Below are 18,145 nucleotides of genomic sequence, written 5' to 3' on the forward strand. Positions count from 1 at the left end.
GCACCGACGAGGACCGTTAGCTCAATTGGCAGAGCAGTGGACTTTTAATCCATTGGTTGTGGGTTCGAGTCCCACACGGTCTACCGAGAGCGGGAGAGGGAAACCCCCTCTGACCTGCTATGCAGCGTCCGGGTCGACTTCGGTCGGCTCGGGCGCTGCCTTGTTTTCTGGTGCCTGCGGAGGTCGAGCAGGCCGGGGCCGGTGAAGGCGCGGGCGAAGTCGAGCAGACGCCAGCCGTGATCGCCGATGTGGAGGCTGGTGGGGTGGAACGTGGAGTGCACCCAGCCGAACGGGGTGAGCGTGGTGCCAGCGGCGCGGGGGCCGGCGGCCTTCGCGATCTGGTCGAGGGCATCTGCGATGTCGCCGGTGTCCGACCAGCGGTCGACCGCGTGGAGCTGGTCGAGGTGCTGGGCTGCACGGGCGGGCAGGCTGCTCAGGCATTCCTCGTTCGGGGACTGGGACACCGCGGGTGTGGGCCAGGCGGCGTTCGACGCCGGACATCGACCACACCCGCGCCTCAGCGCGCTCGGGAGGTGCCGCCCCTTGACTGCGCACAGGTGGGTCAGGCGGTCAGCTTCTCGTCCATGAGAGGGCTCCGTGGAGGGGTCGATCACGCGGTGGGCGTAGACCTGCTCGATCCATCCGGCCGCCCGCCCAGGTCGGCTGGAGGCGGGCGACCAGTTGAGGTAGCCGTGCGCTGGTCCGCGCCGGTCACTTGCCGAGGCGCGGACTCGCCTCCACATGCGGCCGCTTGGCCAATGAGGCAACGTAGATGATTGCGGCGAAGGAGACGCTCACTGCGGTCAGGAGCAGCCAGAACTGGTATCCCACGGCGCCGTGGTCGGAGGCCAGCACAGCGGCAAGGCCATTAGCGACGGCGCCTCCTCCGGCGATTGCTGTGCCGACGAAGCCGAAGGCCATGCCGCGCCGATGTGCGGGGACCGAGGCGGCGATCTCGCTGTCGATTCGGGGGTCAATCAAGACCTCTCCGGCGGAGAACAGCAGAACACACACGATCAGGCCGGCCACCGACCCCAGGGAGGCGGCCGCGAAGCTGGTCGCCATCACCAGTAGTGCGCCGGAGATGACCAGCGCCGAATTGCTGATTCTGCTGGTGGACTGGTTCAGGGGAACCTGGAGCAGCACCACGGCAATGGCATTGATGGTGAACAGGACGCCGACGAGGGACGAGCTCTGCACGCTGCCAGTGAACACAGGGAGGGCGTATTCGAGTTGGATGTAGCAGAAGCCGAAGGCGAAGGCGCACAGAAGCACCCACGCGAGCTTCCGACGGTCCACGGGAGCGGTTGCGCCTTCAGAGGCAGCAGCCGTTGTGGTGTTGGTGACCGTCGGTTCTTCGGAGGCCATCAACGGGCGCAGACGCAGAAGGACGACCGCCAGGACCACAAAGATGGCACTGGTGACAACGAAGCCGATCCGGGCGTCGGCCAGGAGCAGGAGGAGGGAGCCAGCCAGGGGGCCGAGGGCGTTGCCCGCGTTGTTCGCCGTGCTACGCAGGGCGAATACCGTCCTGAGCTGTTCGCCCGTCCCCAGCAGCCGTACCAGCGCCGACTTCGAAGCCGGTACATACATTGCGCCGCCGAACCCCAGGAGCGCGCAGGCGGCCACGATCGGTGCTGGTCCTGAAGCGGCCAGGAGGAGGATGTACGACAGGGCTCTGACGAGCAGACCGCCACACATGGCTGGGACCGCGCCGACGCGGTCGGCGATCCAGCCGCCCAGGAGGGTCAGCCCCTGCTGGGACCAGAACTTCACCGTGATCGCCATGGCCACTACGGCCGGGCTGAGGTGCTCTTCCCGGGTCAGAAAGACGGCGAGATAAGGAATCACGAGGTTGCTGCCGAACGCGACGGCGAAGTTGCCGGTCAACAGGAGCAGACACCCGGGCGTGCGCTTGGCGAGGCGCAAGGTTTCCCTCATGAAGGGCCGGCCCGCCCGGTTTCGGTTCGGATGACGGTGGTCCGCTCGAACCATGCCGCGGCCGCGGCCAGCGCAGTCTCGACCTCGTTGCGTGAACCGCCGGTGGCGAGCACGGAACCGATCTTCTCCACGCTCAGCTGGGCGAGCTGGAGGACGGTGCCCGGCTCGGCGTGCTTCCGGTACGCGGCGATTCCGGGTATTGGGCACTCCGCAGGAATCTCCACCAGGGTGCCGGCCCGCGGTGGGAACAGCGAGAGACCGGCAATCCGCTCCGGTACGGCCGGAATCAGGGGCGGCTCGTTGCTGCTGAGGGACCGGACGTAGACCTCGGGCAGTGTGATGCCGAAGCCGAGCTGCAGTACGTTCTCGATCATCCCGCCGCCCATGCGGCTGGCGACCTCGTTGAACACCAGATGCCCGTCCGGGGTGCGGAAGGCTTCGGCGTGGAACATGAAGGTGTCTGGAGTGGGAAGCGCGGCCAGGGCCCGACGGGTGAGGTCACGCGCGGGCTCCAGGAGGGGATCGTCCTCGTCTAGCAGGCAGCTGTGCAGCGCCCGCCCGCCCTTGATGTCCAGACAGGTGCTGTCGCCCTGGGTCGAGGGCCACATGAGCCGGGTCTTCCCGGCGACGACGATGCCGTCGACGTGCAGGAGCTCGTGCTCCAGGTACTGCTCGGCGAGCAGCTGGGCGCCATCGTCGGTGCCCAGGTCCCGGTGGGTGGCGAGCAGGGATTCGACGTCCTGCCCGTCGTGCAGTACGTGCACATCCATGGAGCCGCCACCGCGTCGGGGCTTGACGACGACGGGGTAGCCGACCTCCTCGATGAATCCGAGCAGGTTGGCGAGGTTCGCGACAGGTGCGTAGGAGGCGAGCGGAATGCCGGCCGCCAAAAGTATGCGTTTCATCACGAGTTTGTCGCGGAAGGCGGTCGCGCTCGTGACGTCCTGCCCCGGTACTGCGAACAGCTCACGCAGCCGCGCGGCCCTGAGAATGTCGAACTCCGACAGCGCGACGACGCGGTCGAAGCCCCATTTCTGATGCAGTGTGAGGGCCTGGCTCTCCACCAGGGGATTGAAGTGGAAGTCGTCGACGACCTCCACATGCGCGTATCCGGCGAGCTGTGCCGAACGCTCCTGCGGTTCGGATGAGACGGCCGCCGCGTCGGTCAGCAGGACGGACTCGTGGTCGGCGCCGAGCCAGTCCGGGAAGCGGCGCCCGGTGAGCGGAGTCCGGTTGAGGATCAGGTACCTCATCGGACCTCCACGGCGATGGCGTCTCGAAACGAGTGGAATCCCTCGTCGACGGCCTCGCCGGTGGCGGCCGAGAAGAGCACGTGTCCATGCGCCGCCGAGGCGTGCGGCGGCACGAGAACCTGGTCGCCGGGGTTGCCGTAAAGCATGATCTCGCTGACCCGGGCGTCGGACTCGACCTTGTCGAGGCCGGCCACCCCGACCAGCTCGCCCGCCCGCTCGGCGAAGAAGAGGTAGAAGCCCGTGGGCTTCGGCGCGTTCGGCGGGGCCAGGCGTGGCGCACGGCCGGTTGCGACGTCGAGCAGGGCCTCGACCATATCGATGCCCGTACTCAGAAGGACGGACTGATAGACGGGCCCGCCGCCCAGGCGGGCCGCCGTCTCGAGGATGTAGGGATCACCGTCCGCGGTGATCCGGAACTCCGTGTGGGTGGCACCGGTAGTGATTCCGAGTGCCCCGTGGGCGGCCTCGACCGCTGCGGTGATCCGCTTCACGAGTTCGGCGGGGAGCTGGGTCGGGGTCGTGTAGTAGACCTCTTCGAAGAAGGGGCCCTCCATCGGGAGCGGCTTGTCGTGGATGGCCACGATCTGGGTCTCGCCGGCGACGACGATCGACTCGACGCTGATCTCGGCGCCCGGCACGTACGCTTCGAGGAGCAGAGCCTCGCCGTACTCCTCGCGGGTACGGGTGTGCAGCGGGTCGTGGATGAAGCCGGTCCAGGCACCTCGCTGTAGGGGTTCGAAGTGTTCGGCCAGCTCGGTATCGCTGTCCACTCGGCGTACGTACTTGCTCCCGCCCCCGATCAACGGCTTCAGGACAAGGGGGTAGCTGAGCTTCGCGGCACCCTCGACGGCGGCGTCCACGGTCGTGGCGAGCTGGAATCCGGGCTGGGTAAGACCGGCCTCTCCAAATGCGGAGCGCATGGCGTACTTGTCACGCGCGAGATATGCCGCCTTCTCGCCAATGGATGGCAGACCGAGTTCTGCGGCCACGGCAGCCGCCGCGGGCACACTCTGCTCGACGAAAGTAACAATGCCGCTTACGGGTTCCCCTTCCTCCGCAACCAGTGCTCGAACCGCGGCGACCGTCTCTTCAATACTGGTGGTGTCCGCGGACACTACGCGATCGACATAAGAGCTCTCCCAGGTGGCGTCTTTCATCACCATCAAGAGACGCTCGCCGTGCTCCCTGGCGTAGTCCCGCACCCGAGCCAGATGCTTACGTCGGCTGAGATTTCGCGTGTGCAGAAGGAGAATGCTCACAGTCTCGTTTTCCTCAATTGCTGGACGGGTGTGCCCCACCGGCGGGCGCGAGAGGCAGCGTTGGTCGCCTGAACCACCATTCGCGATCAACTTGGACATCAAGTGCAATCACTGCCAATAAGCCGTGCCTGGACGGGAATTGGGGTGAAGGAAACTAGTGCCGGGATGATCAGAACATGCTAGCGTTCGGCCAGTCAATCACTCGGGGGTGATATGCGTGCTATTTGCGGTTCTGCTCTCGAGGTATCACGCAAGCAAGGGAGCAACCGCGCATGCCCCGCAATGTCACCATTGGCAACTCAGTCATCGCTGATAGCTCGCCCGCCTATGTCATAGCCGAGATCGGGCACAATCATGGCGGTGATTTGGAGAAGGCGGCCGACCTGATCCGTATGGCTGCGGAATCCGGTGCGGACGCAGCGAAGCTGCAGAAGCGTGACAACAAGGCCCTCTTCACCAAGGCCATGTACAACGAGCCCTACACGGGCCGGAACAGCTTCGGGGCAACCTACGGTGAACACCGTGAGGCTGTGGAGTTCGGTGCCGGTGAGTACCGTCAACTCGCCGAACTGGCGGGCGAGTTGGGAATCGACTTCTTTTCGACTGCTTTTGACTTCCCGAGTGTGGACTTCCTTGCGGAGCTCAACGTCCCCGCCATTAAGATCGCTTCCGGCGATCTGACCAATACCCCGCTGCTGGCCTACGCCGCCAAGACGGGCATTCCCCTCATCGTGAGCACCGGTGGCGCGGACATGGAGGAGGTCCGCCGGGCCGTCGACACGGTCGCCCCGCTCAATGACCAGCTCGCGCTGCTCCAGTGCACTGCTGCGTACCCCGCCACCCCCGACGTGCTGAACCTCTCCGTGGTCAGCACCTACCGCGAGGAGTTTCCGCACGTGGTGGTGGGTCTGTCGGGCCACGACGTCGAGATCGAATCGAGCGTGATCGCCTACACGTTGGGCGCGCGAGTCGTCGAGAAGCACGTCACCCTGGACCGCACCCTGCCGGGCAGTGACCACCACTTCTCGCTCGAGGCAAGCCACCTGCGGGAGCTGGTGGATAGCCTGGAGCGGACCCGTTCATCTCTGGGCAGCCCCGAGAAGCGTCAGCTTCCCGTCGAGGCCCCTGCCCTGCGCAAGATGGCCAAGAAGCTCGTCGCCGCCCGCGACTTGAGCCCCGGGCACGTCCTCACGATCGAGGACATCGCCATCAAGTCCCCCGGCGGCGACGGCCTGCGTCCCTACCTGATCGACGAGGTGATCGGCCGTCCGCTGCCCACCGCGCTGGCCGCCGATGACGCGATCCACTTCGCCGACCTCGGGTGAGCCCCGTATGAGCGCACAGACCGACCTGACGGGACAGGTCGCGGTAGTGACCGGGGTCCTCGGCCGCCTGGGTGGGATATGGACGGACGCGCTCCTCGGCGCGGGCGCCACCGTGATCGGCATCGACCGAACCGTCGAAGTCCCGGAGAGCTTCGAGGGTGTGATCGCCTGTCATCCCAAGGGCCGCTTCCATCTCCTCGAAGCTGATGTCACGGACACCGACAGCCTGCGCACAGCACTGGACTCGTGCCTGGCAGCGGCGGGCTGCCCCACGGTTCTCGTCAACAATGCAGGCATTGACCAGCCTCCGACCGCCGTCGGCGGGAGCTGGCTCTTCGGCGAAATTCCAGCCGAGGTCTCCGAAGCAGTCCTGAACGTCAACGCGCTCGGGGTGCTCAGGGTGTGCCAGGTGTTCGGTTCGGAGATGGCCCGCAAGGGAGCGGGCTCCATCATCAACATCGGTTCGCTGTACGGCAGCATGGCGCCGGATCCCCGTCTGTACGAGCACCTGCCGCAGGATCCGCCGTTCCTCAAGCCGCCCGCCTACGGCATGTCCAAGGCAGGCGCCGCCGCGCTCACCCGCTATCTCGCAGCGCTGTGGGGGCCTCAGGGCGTACGCGTCAACACGCTGTCTCCCGGTGGAGTGCTGGGCGGACAGGACGCGCACTTCCGCGGCAAGTTCAGCGACCGCGTTCCGCTGCGGCGGATGGCCGAGGCCACCGACCTGACCGGGCCGCTGCTCTTCCTCGCCTCGGACATGAGCAGCTATGTGACCGGCACCGAGCTGCTGGTCGATGGCGGCTACGTCTGCTGGTGAGACCCAGTCCGCTGCTGGTGAGAACCGGTCCGCCGTACGTACTTCTGGAGAATCCATGAACGTCTCTCTCGCCTGGCTGCCCGCCGACGAGTTCACCCGCATCCTTGACGGCATCGACGACACGCACGATCGCAGTCGAGCCTTCGCCGATGCCTCCCGTATCAACACCCTGTACAGCATCATGCGCGCCGGCTCCGGACACCTCGGGTCCAGCTTCAGCGCCGCCGACACGGTCGCCTGGCTGCTGTTGCAGGAGATGCGGTCGCCCTGCACGCCCGACGGAGACATCTATTTCTCGTCCAAGGGCCACGACGCTCCCGGGCTCTACGCTGCACTGATCGGCCTCGGCGCACTGCCGCAGGAGAAGCTTCATCAGCTACGCCGGCTGGATGGGCTTCCCGGGCACCCTGACGTGAGCATCCCGCACATGCACGCCAACACGGGTTCCCTCGGCATGGGCATCTCCCGCGCCAAGGGGATGATCCTCGCTGACCGGCTGTCCGGTGCGAGCCGTCGCGTCTATGTCCTCACCGGCGACGGAGAGCTGCAGGAGGGCCAGAACTGGGAGGCCCTGGCGGGGGCGGTCCACCACTCCATGGGTGAACTGACCGTCATCGTCGACCACAATAAGATCCAGTCCGACACCTGGGTCGCCGATGTGAGCGATCTGGGCGACCTGGAGGCGAAGTTCCGATCCTTCGGCTGGGGCGTACTGCGCTGCGACGGCAACTCGGCGCAGGAGCTGGACCAAGCGTTCCGGCTCCGCGAAAAGGAGCACGCCGGGATGCCCGCCGTGGTTATCGCCGACACGGTGAAGGGCGCGGGTGCTACCACCTTCGCAGCCACATCGATGGCCGAGGGCGAGTGGCGCTACCGCTTCCACAGCGGTGCCCCGTCCCATGAGGATTACCTCGACGCACACCAGGAAATGGTCGCGTCGCTCAACGCGCTGCTCGGCCGGCACGGTCTGGCCCCGGTCATGCTGTCCCGTGCCGATGTGGACCTGCCGGTCAAGCCTTCGGGCCCGCAGCTCCCGCAGGTGTACGGCCGGGCCCTCCTGGACCGCGCTCGCACCGATGAGCGGATCGTCGCCCTGGACGCGGATCTGGTGCTCGACACCGGCCTGATCCCGTTCTCGGAGGCGCTGCCGCAGCGCTTCATCGAGTGCGGCATCGCGGAACAGGACATGGTCTCGATGGCCGGCGGTCTCGCCTCGCGCGGCCTGCTGCCCTTCGTGCACTCCTTCTCCTGCTTCCTCCATGCCCGCCCGAACGAGCAGATGTACACCAATGCGTCGGAGCACCGGAAGATCGTCTACGTGGGCTCCCTGGCCGGACTGATCCCAGCCGCGCCGGGCCACTCCCACCAGGCGGTGCGGGACATCAGCGCAGTGGGCTCCATTCCCGGTCTGGTCGTGCTGGAGCCCGCCAACTCCGCCGAGACCGAGGCAGCCGTCGACTACTGCGCCGACGCAGAGACGAGCACGTATCTGCGGCTTGTCAGCACGCCGGTCTCCGCGGCCGCCGAGGCGCTCGGAGCCGAGCCGCTGGCGGTCGGACGCGGCCGTGTCGTACGCCCCGGTGGCAGAACCGTGGCCATCGGTTCCGGGCCCATCATCCTGACGCAACTCCTCGGCGCAGCGCAGTTGTTGACCGAGGCGGGCGTCGACCTCACCGTGATCGCCCTGCCCTGGCTGAACCGGGTCGACTCCGACTGGCTCGCGGGCGTGGCAGCCGGAGCCGACGAGCTTTTTGTGGTCGAGAACCACTACACCCACGGCGGTCAGGCGGACCTGATCGCCCGCGCCCTCCTGGAGCTCGGCGGCGAGGGGACCCCGGCCTTCACCGGCATCGGCCTGACCGAAATACCCAAGTGCGGCACCGAGGCAGAGGTCCTCGACGCCCACGGACTCAGCGCGCAGCGGCTTGCCGGGCGTTTCCAGCAGCGCGTCCGCCCTACCGGCCACCGCTGACTGGCCGACCGCGCACCGCCCCATCACTAGAAGAGGAAACAACACCATGGACACTGTGTACAACGAGCTGCAGCGGCCCCCGCAGGACATCGTCGACGGCTTCCGGGAGTTGCTCGCCGAGTACAGCCCCAGCTGTGTCGTGACCGACGCCCAGCGTCGCGCCGGCGCCATCGGCGGATTTCAGGTGATTCGCCACGACCAGAAGATCGCTGGGCCCGCGTTCACCATCAACCTCTCGATCGACGACTGGGTCAACACCCTTCCGATCCTGTCCCGGGCCCAGCCCGGTGACGTCATCATCATGGCCTGCCACGGGTTGGCCACCACCGCCATGTGGGGCGGACTCACCGCGACGGTCTCCCACAAGTTCGGTGTGGCCGGGGCGATCATCGACGGCGCTGCCCGCGACGTCGACGAGATCCGCGACATTGGCTTCCCCCTCTGGTACCGCACCACCTCACCGCGGCAGTCGCCTGGCGCGGTCCACGACCGCATCGAGCCGGTCCAGGTGAACGTCCCCGTGTCGGTCGGTGGCCAGGTCATCTTCCCCGGCGACATAGTCGTGGCCGACGAGAACGGCGTGGCCACCGTGCCGTCCGCGAGCGCCAAGGACGTCCTGGACAACGCCCGCGGTGTGGCGGCCCGTGAGAACGAGATCCGCGACCGCATCAGCTCTGGTGCGACCGCCGCGGACCTGCGGGCCGAGTTCGGCAACCTCTGAGGAGAAGACGATGCGTCTCTACATCACTGGTGCCGACGGCAGCCTCGGCAAGGCCCTGTCGAAGGAGCTGAGCGCCGACCCCCGCACCGCCGAATGGGCCGTCAAGGGCGTCTCGGTCACCGACTTCGACATCGCTGACGAAGCGGCGGTCCTGGACTCGGTCGAGAGCTTCCGCCCGGACATCGTCCTGCACCTGGCTGCCATCTCCATCGTGGCCCCCTGTGAGACTGACCCGGGTCTTGCCCTGCGCGTCAACGTCTCGGGCGTTCACCAAGTGGCCGAAGCCTGCCGCAGCACCGGCAGCAAGATGGTCTACATCTCCAGCGACTACGTCTTCGACGGTGTGTCCGCCCCCGCGGAGGGCTACCGGGAGACGGACGTCCCCAACCCGCTCAGCGTGTACGGGCTGACCAAGCTGGTGGGTGAGCAGATCGCCGCCCACGTGCCGGAACACCTGGTCGTCCGTACGTCCTGGCTGTTCGGCGGCGCTGCCGAGAACAACGACGACGTACTGGCCACCATCAGGGCGGCCGAACGCGGCGAGCAGCAGGAGCTGATCGACGACCAGTACAGTCGACCGACTTACACGGTGGACCTGGCCCGCGCGATCATCCACTTGATCACGCGCGACACGTTCCCCACCGGCATCGTGCACGCCGCCAACAAGGGATGGGCGACTCGGTACGAACTCGGGGCGTACGCGCTGATGCAGTACGACCCCAAGCTCAACGCGGACCACCCGCCGACCGCGATCTCCTTCGACGACTGCGAGTTCGTCGGCGGCAGGCCGAAGACCTCTGCCTTCAACACTGACCGGCTCGCCGGCCTCGGCTTCACCATGCCCGGCTGGCAGGACGCCGTCGATCGGCACTGTGCCGTGCTGCACGGCCAGACCACTGCGGAAAGGACCACCCGATGAGTTTGCGCAACGGGCGTGCCCACAACACGACTTCGTGGAGAAACTGGGCTGGATCCGCCCAGTGCACACCCCACCGGCTGGTCCGCGCGAGCGACGAGGGCGACATAGTCGACGCCGTCCAGTATGCGGCGCAGCGCGGTCTGACGCTGCGGGCGGCCGGGACGGGACACTCTTTCAACCCCATCGCCACCACCAGCGGAGTACTGCTCGACCTGACCGGCTACACCGGCGTCGTGGCCCTCGACCCCGCGGCTCCCTCGGTGACGGTGCGCGGCGGCACCCTGCTCCGGGAACTCAACTGGGCCTTGGACAAGGCCGGTCTGGCGCTGGCCAACATGGGCACGCTGGAGGAGCAGACCATCGCGGGGGCCATCTCCACGGGCAACCACGGCAGCGGGCTGCAGCACCGTCCCTTCTCGGGGCACGTACTGGCGCTGACGCTGGTAACCGCCGACGGCAGCGTCCGTGAGTGCAGCCCCGAGAAGGACCCGGAGCTGTTCCGGGCCGCGGTGACCTCACTCGGTGCGCTGGGCGTCATTTCCACCGTCACCCTGCGCTGTGTTCCCAAGTTCAACCTCCGGGTGACTGAGGGCAGCCAGCCGCTGGACGGCATTCTTGAGGACATCGAGGCGTACGCCGGAAGCGCGGAGCACGCCACCTTCTCCCTCAAGGGCTGGAGCGACAACGCCTCGACGCTGAAGCTCGAGCCCACGGACGACCAGCCCTCCCCCGACGCTGCGCGCCGCCGCCGGGCCAACACTCTCGGCGAGGTCCGCTGCGCCACAGCGGGCCTGGCGGGCCGGATCGACCAGCGGGCCATACAGCGGATCATGACGGCTCAACTGGGCGGCAGCTCCGGCCCGGCCGACTACGTCGACGTCAGCTACAACGCCTTCACGTTCCCGCAACCAGTCAAGTTCCTCTCCCTGGAGTACGCCCTGCCGCTGACGCGGGCCACGGACGCGGTGCGCTTCGTGCACGAGGACGTCAAGCGCTTCGGACTGCGCACGCCGTACTCGATCACCGTGCGTTTCGGTGCGGGTGACGACTTCCTGCTCAGCCCGGCTCAGGGGCGTACGACGGCCTATGTGAACATCACTGTCCCGCGGACCGTCGGCTACACCGAACTGCTGCGCGTCTTCGAGGCGGCCTTGCAGGAGCACGACGGTCGGCCGCACTGGGGCAAGGCGCACACCGCGACGGCAGAGACGGTCGCCGACCTCTACCCCGGCTGGAAGGCATTCCAGGACATCCGGGCCGAGCTCGACCCCGACGCCATGTTCACCAGCGACTACCTCAGGCGTGTGCTCGGCGGCGCGCGTGACGCACGCTGATGACCACGGACACGTTCCTGCTGGACTTCGACGGGCTTGTCTGCGACACGGAACGCGCCGCGCACCAGTCGTGGGAGCTGCTCTACGACCGGCACGGCCAGGTCTTTCCCCCTGACGTCTGGGGGGCGATGGCGGGCCGGGCAACCGGGGAGTCGTACGCCGCGCAGGACCTGGCCGGCCGGCTCGGCCGAGACCTGTCCGCCGGTGAACTGGCGGAGCGGCGCCGGGAGAAGGCCCGGCTCGCGGATGCCGAACCCCTGCGGCCCGGGGTGGCCCAGTTGCTGGACAGCGCCGCGCACCGGGGGATCCGGTGCGCGGTGGTCTCCAGCTCCCACCAGGACTGGGTGCTCGGTCATCTCGAGCGGCTGCAAGTGCTCGACCGGTTCACCGCGGTAGTCACGGGCGAGCAGGTCCAGGCCCGTAAACCCGCCCCGGATCTCTATCTGCGTGCGCTCGAACTGCTGGGCGCAGGACCGGACACGAGCCTCGCCTTTGAGGACTCGCCCATCGGCGTCGCCGCAGCCAAGGCCGCCGGGCTGACGTGTGTGGCGGTACCCGGGGCGCGGGGCACGCGCGCCGCGCTGACGGCGGCCGACCTGGTCCTCGACAGCCTTGAACAGCTGGAACGGTTCGACGTTCCGAGTATGACAGCGAAGGTGACATCCGCATGACGACGGAACAAGAGCTCGATGCTACCGCCATGTCGATCATGGACTCGCTGGTGCGTGACGACCGCGCCCGGCCCGACTGGCTGTGGCGCAGTGGGGCACTGGTCCCCTGGGCGGACGCGAACATCCACGTCAACGCCGTGGGACACGCGTCGGTCGCCTCGGTCTTCGAGGGCATAAAGGCGTATGTGTCGCACGATGGGACCCGGCTGCTGGTCTTCCGTCTCGAGGAGCACCTCAGGCGCCTGTACGAGTCCGCGCGGATCGTCAGGCTGGAGATCCCGTACGGATTCGAGACGCTGCGCGACGCCGTCATCGAGGTCCTGCGCGCCAACGCGTACCGCGAGGACGTCTATTTGCGGCCCTGGGCGTTCCCAGCCGGCATCGTCCAGGAGCAGATGGTGCCGGCGGGCGTAACGTGCGAACTCATCGTGGACAGCTGGACGTTTCAAAGCGGTCTCGGCGCCGAGCGCGGCTGCCGCGCGGCGGTGAGTTCCTGGACTCGTATCAATGAGGCGTCCATGCCGCCGCGGGTCAAGGCATTCTCGAACTACCACAACGGTCGGCTCGCCATGATCGAAGCGCGCGAGAACGGCCATGACTGGCCGATCCTCCTGAACGAGCGCGGGAAGGTCAGCGAAGGGCCGGGTGCCTGCATTGCCATCGTCCGCGATGGGGTGGTCTCAACTCCTTCCACCACCAGTGGAATCCTGGAGAGTCTGACCCGCGAGACCTCGATCACTCTGCTGCGCGAACTGGGGCACACGGTCGTCGAGCGTGATGTCGATCGTACCGAGCTCTATCTGGCGGACGAGGTGTTCTTCATGGGCACCGGGTGGGAGATCCTGCCAGTGACCTGGGTGGATGGCCTCAAGGTGGGGGAGGGCGCCACCGGTCCTGTGACACGTGCGTTGGAAGGTGCGTACGGCTCCGTGGTGAGGGGCGAATCCCCGGAGCATGCAGACTGGTTGACCGAGATCCCCTTCTGATCGTCCCTCGGGGGCGGACGCCGCTTCTCGGCTCACGTTCGAGCGCAGTATCCGCCCCGGCTGTCGATCCCGGCACTGTGCTGCGATGATGCTCGCCACCGGCGACCGACAGCCACCCACACGCGCGTAGGAGAGAGTGCTTTGACCACGACCGATACTGAGATTTCAGTGCCTTGGGCCGAGGAAACACCTCAGGACGCGGCGCGGCAGCCATCTCCTTCGAGACTGTCGGCCGCCGATGTACTGACACTGGGCAATGCGGTCTGTGGGTTCTCCTCGATCTACTTCATCACCACGACTGTCTTGGTCCCCTACCTCACTGACGGCCAGGCTCAGGGCACGCTGCGGCAAGGTGCCGCCACGGCCGTCATGCTCATCCTCATGGCTTCGCTCTTCGACCTGTGTGACGGTCTGGTCGCGCGGAGGTTCCGCAGTTCCGGAATGGGAGCGGAGCTCGACAACCTCTCGGACCTGATCAGCTTCGGTCTCGCGCCCGCCTATTTCGTGATGGTGTGGGGGCTCGTGAGCGAGGGCTCGCACTTGGGCCTGGCCGTCGTTGGCGCGGTTGCCGTACTTTTGGCCGGATTGCTGCGCCTGGCCCGCTTCTCCGTTGCCGCGATGCAGGACGGCATGTTCCAGGGCATGCCGATCCCGTTCGCCGCGCTCACCGTTGTTTCGGTTGTCCTGCTCGAACTTCCCTTCGCGGTCACCCTCATTGCGGTGATTGGTGTTGCGTGGCTCATGGTGAGCCGGGTGGAGTACCCGAAGCCCACTGGCAGGATGGCGATCGCCACGGTCGGGTGGGCAGCCATCAACATCGGCTGCCTGGTCGCCTGGGCCGCCGATGCCCCCGGGGCTGAGGGCCTTCTGGTGACTGGCTGTGCGCTCCAGCTCACCCTGGCGGCACTGCTGCCGCTGTTCGCCACGGCGCGTCGCATCAACACGACGCGCAACATGCGCTCGGCGTAGCGAGCCGGAGTCCGGAGCAGTCCGACCGAGGCCGCGATTCCGGCACCGGCCGGCAGTCCCCTCCAGGACTTTTAATCCATTGGTTGTGGGTTCGAGTCCCACACGGTCTACCGAGAGCGGGAACGGGGAAACCCCCTCTGACCTGCTACGCAGCGTCCGAGCCCGCCTTGGTGGGCTCGGACGCCGTTTCGGGCAGGGTGACTTCGAAGCAGCAGCCGCCCGCCACATTGCGTACGGCCGTCCGTCCCTGGTGGGCCTCGACGATGCCGCGCACGATGGCCAGGCCGAGGCCCGCTCCGGCCGGGGGCGTGCGGGCGTGGGTGCCCCGCCAGCCGGTGTCGAAGACCCGGGACAGGTCCTGTTCCGGGATGCCGCCGCAGCCGTCGGTGACGGACAGGACGACACCGTCCTTCGAGCGCCGCGCGGCCACCGCGACAGTGCCGTCGGCGGGAGTGCGGCGGATCGCGTTGACCAGGAGGTTGCCCAGGACGCGGCTCATCTCTTTGCTGTCGACCTCGACGGGTACGGCGTCGACGCGGTCGCCGACGAGGCGTACGCCGTGTTCGCGGGCCAGTGGGTCCGCTCCGGCGAGGGCGTCGCCGACCAGGTCGTAGGCGGAGATCCGGGCGGGGCTCAGGGTGAGGGCGCCTGCGTGGATGCGGGAGAGTTCGAAGAGGTCGCCGACCATGGAGTTGAGGCGCTCCACCTCGGTGCGGATCTGGCGCAGATAGCGGTCGGGGTCGGCCGCGACGCCGTCCTCCAGGGCCTCGGACATGGCACGCAGGCCGGCGAGAGGCGTGCGCAGGTCGTGGGAGATCCAGGCGACGAGTTCACGCCGGGACGCCTCCAGGGCACGTTCGCGCTCGCGGGACTCGGCGAGCTTGGCGCTGGTGGCCTCCAACTGGCGGGTCAGGGCGGCCAGTTCCGCGGTCGTGGGCCGCGCGGGCGCCGCGAAGCTGCCGCCGTCACCGAAGGAGCGGGCCGCCTCGGTCAGGGCCTCGCTGCGGGCGACCACCCAGCGGCCGAGCAGCAGCGCGGTGGCGAGCGAGACGACCGCGGCCATCGCCACGACGATCGCGACGACGTTCAGGTCGTGCCGGGACAGGAACATCTCCCAGGCCACGAGGAGCGTCCCGGCCAGCATCGCCAGCACGGCGACGGCGGCCACCACGGTCAGCGACCAGGTGAGCGAGCGGTGCCGCAGCAGGCGCAGTGCGAGGGCGCCGAGGAGCCCGGCCGATGCCGCGCCGGCGAAGGCGATCAGGGCGATGAGGAGGATGTCCAGCACGGGGGATCAGCCTTCGGCTCTCATGGCTTGTCCGGTCTCATGGGTTGTCCGCTTTCATGGGCTGCCCGGACCGGCTCGCGGACGCGTCATCCGGTACGTCGAGGCGGTAGCCCACGCCCCACACCGTCTGGATGAGCCGCGGCCTGGCCGGGTCGTCCTCCACTTTGCCGCGCAGCCGGCGGATGTGGACCGTGACGGTGGACAGGTCGCCGAACTCCCAGCCCCACACCTCACGTATCAGCTCCTCCCGGCTGAACGCCTGGCCCGGGTGGCGCAGGAAGAAGGTGAGCAGGTCGAACTCGCGAATCGTCAGGGCCAGTTCGGCCTCGCCCTTCGTTGCGCGGCGGGCCACCGGGTCCACCGAGAGACCGGCCGCCCGCAGGGGTGCGCCGGGATCGGGGGACCGGCCGGCGTGGCTGCGGCGCAGAACCGACTCGACGCGCAGGACGAGCTCGCGGGGGCTGAACGGCTTGGTGACGTAGTCGTCGGCGCCTATCTCCAGGCCCAGGATCCGGTCGTCCTCGTCGCCGAGGGCCGTGAGCATGACGACCGGCACCGGCCCCCTGGCGCGCAGCCTGCGGCAGACCTCCAGGCCGTCCATGCCGGGCAGCATCAGGTCCAGGACGACGAGGTCGGGCCAGTGCCGCGTGGCGCACTCCAGCGCGGCGGGGCCGTCATTGGCGCGGTCGACGGTGTACCCGGCCCGGGTCAGATATCCCGTGACCACCTCGGCCACGGTCGGATCGTCGTCCACGACGAGCACACGGAGCCCGGTACCCGGGGCGTCCTGCGGCGATGTCTGCATACGCCCAGCCTCGCACCGGTCGGCGGGGGTCGTATCGCCCGGACCCCGTCCGACGCTCGACGTCCCTGTTTCGTAAGAACCTGAAGTCCCTTATGTGCCAATTGAGTTCGTAAGGTGAGTGACGTGACCAACGCTCTCTCACCACCAGCACCTTCACTAACACCAGCAGCGTCACCATCACCAGCAGCGGCAGCCGAGCCACGGATGAGCAAGTCCGCGTTCCGGGTCGGGGACGAAGTCCTCCACTACCGAGAAGGTGACAACGCGGGAATCGTCGTCGCCGTACGGCGACCGTGGTGGGCCTTCTTCGGGCGCGTCCACTGGGTCCAGTGGCGCGATGGTGTCCTCCCCGTCCCGATGCACAACGGGCTGCGGCTGGTGGCCGAAGCGCGGCAGGCCGAAGCCCGGCAGGTCGAAGGCGGGGAGGCCGCGTGAGCGCAAGCGCCCCGAAGCGGGGGGACACTTCGAAGCGCCGTCCGGTGGGCAGGCCGCTGGCCGTCGGCGCACTGATCGTCGCTGTCATCGTGGTGGTAGGGGCGGGGCTGTACTGGTTCCAGCCGTGGAAGGCGTGGCAGGACGAGACCGTACGGGAAGGGCTGCCTGTCGCCGGCGGTACACGGGCAGCCGAATCGCCCTCCCCCGGCGCCTCCGAGCCCACGTCCGCGCCCTCGCCCCCACGGAAGCCGCGGACGCTGGCGACCGGCAAGCTGATCAGCCATGAGCATCGCACCACCGGCACGGTCAAGGTGCTGCGTCTGCCCGACGGCTCCCGCACTCTGCGGCTGGAGGACCTGGACACCAGCAACGGCCCCGACCTTCACGTCTGGATCACCGACGCCCCGGTCATGGAGGGCAAGGCGGGCTGGAGCGTCTTCGACGACGGCGCGTACGACAGCCTCGGCAAGCTCAAAGGCAACAAGGGCGACCAGAACTACGCCCTGCCCGACGGCCTCGACCTGGACCGATTCACCAGCGTGAGCATCTGGTGCGACCGCTTCGACGTCTCCTTCGGCGCCGCCGAGCTCAGGCGCGTATGACCTCGTTCGAGCGCCCGCGTCGCGGCCGGGCGCATCGTGCGCGGCCGTGAGCACACGGACTGGCGAATCGTCCCACCGGGCCTTCACCGAGGCGATGCCCGCCAGCTTCTGGGCCGGCGCCGCGGGCGTCCTGGCCGCGGCCGTACTCGCCGTCGTCCTCATCAGGGACGGCAAGTCGCCCACTGCCGCTGCCGGGGATGAGCCGGCGGAGGCCGAGGCCCCCCGGGCCGATGACCTGACCACGGCAGCGTAAGCGCCCCGGCCGGTCGGCCGACCCGCACGCCACCGACCAGGCCGTACGGTACGCCACGACGACGCCCCGCCCCGCCTGGCTTAGGCCCGGCGGGGCGCCGCCGTGGCGATGGCCGGTCGGCTCCTACGTGCGGCTGCCCGCGAGCGGATTCGACTTCCGCGCGCAGCCGCCTGCGAGTGATTTGGCGCGGTTCTGCGTGCGGCTGCCTGCCAGCGGACCGGCCCGGTTCCGTGGGGGCTGCTCGCATACGGCCTGGTTCGCTTCCACGCGTGGCCGCTCGCGTGCGGATCGGCCCGCTTCTGTGTGCGGCTGCCCGCAAGCGGACGGGTCCGGTTCCAGGTGCAGCTGCTCGCAAGCGGACTGGCTCCGGGTCCGCGCGGGCTGCCCGCAAGCGGACTGGCCCGGTTGGGCGTGTGGCGGCCCGTGTGCGGCCTAGTCCCCTTCTGCGTACGCCTGCCTGCATGCGGACTGGCCTCGGTTCCACGTGCAGCCGCTTGCAGGCGGACTGGCCCGGTTGGGCGTGTGGCGGCCCGTGTGCGGCCTAGTCCCCTTCTGCGTACGCCTGCCTGCATGCGGACTGGCCTCGGTTCCACGT

At 68.2% G+C, this 18,145-nt stretch carries 18 protein-coding genes and 1 tRNA gene; 13 read left to right on the forward strand and 6 right to left on the reverse strand.

What is annotated here, in order from left to right; translation table 11 throughout:
- Window positions 1-10: 10 nt before the first annotated feature.
- A tRNA-Lys gene (locus ACWDVB_RS21375) sits at window positions 11-83 on the forward strand.
- On the opposite strand, the gene ACWDVB_RS21380 is transcribed toward ACWDVB_RS21375, so the two are convergent.
- The 4 genes from ACWDVB_RS21380 to ACWDVB_RS21395 all read right to left on the reverse strand — a co-directional run bounded on the left by ACWDVB_RS21380 (window position 81) and on the right by ACWDVB_RS21395 (window position 4,396).
- Window positions 81-464 carry a hypothetical protein gene (locus ACWDVB_RS21380; protein WP_451516248.1) on the reverse strand — a complete coding sequence of 128 codons (384 nt, stop codon included), beginning with the start codon at window positions 462-464 and terminating at the stop codon, window positions 81-83. The two genes, ACWDVB_RS21375 and ACWDVB_RS21380, sit on opposite strands and share 3 nt — an antisense overlap.
- A 247-nt stretch (window positions 465-711) precedes the next feature.
- A complete protein-coding gene (locus ACWDVB_RS21385; RefSeq protein ID WP_451516249.1) occupies window positions 712-1,929 on the reverse strand; it encodes an MFS transporter in 1,218 nt (405 codons plus the stop codon).
- 8 nt (window positions 1,930-1,937) lie between these two features.
- Window positions 1,938-3,194 carry an ATP-binding protein gene (locus ACWDVB_RS21390; RefSeq protein WP_451516250.1) on the reverse strand — a complete coding sequence of 419 codons (1,257 nt, stop codon included), beginning with the start codon at window positions 3,192-3,194 and terminating at the stop codon, window positions 1,938-1,940.
- On the reverse strand, window positions 3,191-4,396 hold the full coding sequence (locus tag ACWDVB_RS21395; protein ID WP_451516251.1) for an ATP-grasp domain-containing protein: 1,206 nt from the start codon (window positions 4,394-4,396) through the stop codon (window positions 3,191-3,193). The genes ACWDVB_RS21390 and ACWDVB_RS21395 overlap by 4 nt, the downstream gene beginning before the upstream one ends.
- A 329-nt stretch (window positions 4,397-4,725) precedes the next feature.
- On the opposite strand from ACWDVB_RS21395, the gene ACWDVB_RS21400 reads away from it, so the two are divergent.
- From ACWDVB_RS21400 to pssA, 9 genes are all read left to right on the forward strand, one after another.
- The gene (locus tag ACWDVB_RS21400) at window positions 4,726-5,778 is read left to right on the forward strand and encodes an N-acetylneuraminate synthase family protein (RefSeq protein ID WP_451516252.1); all 1,053 of its coding nucleotides are present in this window, start codon (window positions 4,726-4,728) and stop codon (window positions 5,776-5,778) included.
- A 7-nt stretch (window positions 5,779-5,785) separates the two neighbouring features.
- Window positions 5,786-6,595 carry an SDR family oxidoreductase gene (locus ACWDVB_RS21405; RefSeq protein ID WP_451516253.1) on the forward strand — a complete coding sequence of 270 codons (810 nt, stop codon included), beginning with the start codon at window positions 5,786-5,788 and terminating at the stop codon, window positions 6,593-6,595.
- A 55-nt stretch (window positions 6,596-6,650) separates the two neighbouring features.
- Entirely contained in the window at window positions 6,651-8,567 is a 1,917-nt protein-coding gene (locus ACWDVB_RS21410; protein ID WP_451516254.1) for a transketolase family protein, read from the forward strand.
- A 46-nt stretch (window positions 8,568-8,613) separates the two neighbouring features.
- Complete coding sequence (locus ACWDVB_RS21415) at window positions 8,614-9,288, forward strand: RraA family protein (RefSeq protein ID WP_451516255.1); 675 nt, start codon at window positions 8,614-8,616, stop codon at window positions 9,286-9,288.
- Between the two features lie 10 nt (window positions 9,289-9,298).
- Window positions 9,299-10,207 carry an SDR family oxidoreductase gene (locus ACWDVB_RS21420; protein ID WP_451516256.1) on the forward strand — a complete coding sequence of 303 codons (909 nt, stop codon included), beginning with the start codon at window positions 9,299-9,301 and terminating at the stop codon, window positions 10,205-10,207.
- Window positions 10,204-11,541 carry a D-arabinono-1,4-lactone oxidase gene (locus tag ACWDVB_RS21425; protein ID WP_451516257.1) on the forward strand — a complete coding sequence of 446 codons (1,338 nt, stop codon included), beginning with the start codon at window positions 10,204-10,206 and terminating at the stop codon, window positions 11,539-11,541. Before ACWDVB_RS21420 ends, ACWDVB_RS21425 begins: the two co-directional genes overlap by 4 nt.
- On the forward strand, window positions 11,541-12,212 hold the full coding sequence (locus tag ACWDVB_RS21430; protein WP_451516258.1) for an HAD family hydrolase: 672 nt from the start codon (window positions 11,541-11,543) through the stop codon (window positions 12,210-12,212). Before ACWDVB_RS21425 ends, ACWDVB_RS21430 begins: the two co-directional genes overlap by 1 nt.
- Complete coding sequence (locus ACWDVB_RS21435) at window positions 12,209-13,198, forward strand: branched-chain amino acid transaminase (protein WP_451516259.1); 990 nt, start codon at window positions 12,209-12,211, stop codon at window positions 13,196-13,198. Before ACWDVB_RS21430 ends, ACWDVB_RS21435 begins: the two co-directional genes overlap by 4 nt.
- A 141-nt stretch (window positions 13,199-13,339) precedes the next feature.
- Window positions 13,340-14,167 (forward strand): CDP-diacylglycerol--serine O-phosphatidyltransferase, encoded by an 828-nt coding sequence (gene pssA / locus ACWDVB_RS21440; RefSeq protein ID WP_451516260.1) that lies wholly within the window; start codon window positions 13,340-13,342, stop codon window positions 14,165-14,167.
- Between the two features lie 145 nt (window positions 14,168-14,312).
- On the opposite strand, the gene ACWDVB_RS21445 is transcribed toward pssA, so the two are convergent.
- On the reverse strand, window positions 14,313-15,455 hold the full coding sequence (locus tag ACWDVB_RS21445; protein ID WP_451516261.1) for a sensor histidine kinase: 1,143 nt from the start codon (window positions 15,453-15,455) through the stop codon (window positions 14,313-14,315).
- Window positions 15,456-15,492: 37 nt separating this feature from the next.
- Complete coding sequence (locus ACWDVB_RS21450) at window positions 15,493-16,260, reverse strand: response regulator transcription factor (RefSeq protein WP_451516262.1); 768 nt, start codon at window positions 16,258-16,260, stop codon at window positions 15,493-15,495.
- Window positions 16,261-16,464: 204 nt separating this feature from the next.
- Here ACWDVB_RS21450 and ACWDVB_RS21455 point away from each other — a divergent pair, with 204 nt between their 5' ends.
- From ACWDVB_RS21455 to ACWDVB_RS21465, 3 genes are read left to right on the forward strand one after another with little or no spacing between them, the layout of a single operon-like run.
- Window positions 16,465-16,695, forward strand: coding sequence for a hypothetical protein (locus ACWDVB_RS21455; protein WP_451516263.1), 231 nt, complete (start codon window positions 16,465-16,467; stop codon window positions 16,693-16,695).
- Window positions 16,696-16,739: 44 nt separating this feature from the next.
- Window positions 16,740-17,297: a DM13 domain-containing protein gene (locus ACWDVB_RS21460; RefSeq protein ID WP_451516282.1), complete on the forward strand. Its 558-nt coding sequence runs from the start codon at window positions 16,740-16,742 to the stop codon at window positions 17,295-17,297.
- Between the two features lie 46 nt (window positions 17,298-17,343).
- Window positions 17,344-17,550: a hypothetical protein gene (locus ACWDVB_RS21465; protein WP_451516264.1), complete on the forward strand. Its 207-nt coding sequence runs from the start codon at window positions 17,344-17,346 to the stop codon at window positions 17,548-17,550.
- Window positions 17,551-18,145: the final 595 nt, after the last annotated feature.

It is taken from the genome of Streptomyces sp. NPDC003379, from assembly GCF_053589195.1.

Coding starts and splice junctions, on each gene's coding strand:
- ACWDVB_RS21390 (WP_451516250.1), bottom strand. CDS start 3,194: ATGAGGTACCTGATCCTCAACCGGACTCCGCTCACCGGGCGCCGCTTC.
- ACWDVB_RS21400 (WP_451516252.1), top strand. CDS start 4,726: ATGCCCCGCAATGTCACCATTGGCAACTCAGTCATCGCTGATAGCTCG.
- ACWDVB_RS21405 (WP_451516253.1), top strand. CDS start 5,786: ATGAGCGCACAGACCGACCTGACGGGACAGGTCGCGGTAGTGACCGGG.
- ACWDVB_RS21410 (WP_451516254.1), top strand. CDS start 6,651: ATGAACGTCTCTCTCGCCTGGCTGCCCGCCGACGAGTTCACCCGCATC.
- ACWDVB_RS21415 (WP_451516255.1), top strand. CDS start 8,614: ATGGACACTGTGTACAACGAGCTGCAGCGGCCCCCGCAGGACATCGTC.
- ACWDVB_RS21420 (WP_451516256.1), top strand. CDS start 9,299: ATGCGTCTCTACATCACTGGTGCCGACGGCAGCCTCGGCAAGGCCCTG.
- ACWDVB_RS21425 (WP_451516257.1), top strand. CDS start 10,204: ATGAGTTTGCGCAACGGGCGTGCCCACAACACGACTTCGTGGAGAAAC.
- ACWDVB_RS21430 (WP_451516258.1), top strand. CDS start 11,541: ATGACCACGGACACGTTCCTGCTGGACTTCGACGGGCTTGTCTGCGAC.
- ACWDVB_RS21435 (WP_451516259.1), top strand. CDS start 12,209: ATGACGACGGAACAAGAGCTCGATGCTACCGCCATGTCGATCATGGAC.
- ACWDVB_RS21450 (WP_451516262.1), bottom strand. CDS start 16,260: ATGCAGACATCGCCGCAGGACGCCCCGGGTACCGGGCTCCGTGTGCTC.
- ACWDVB_RS21455 (WP_451516263.1), top strand. CDS start 16,465: ATGAGCAAGTCCGCGTTCCGGGTCGGGGACGAAGTCCTCCACTACCGA.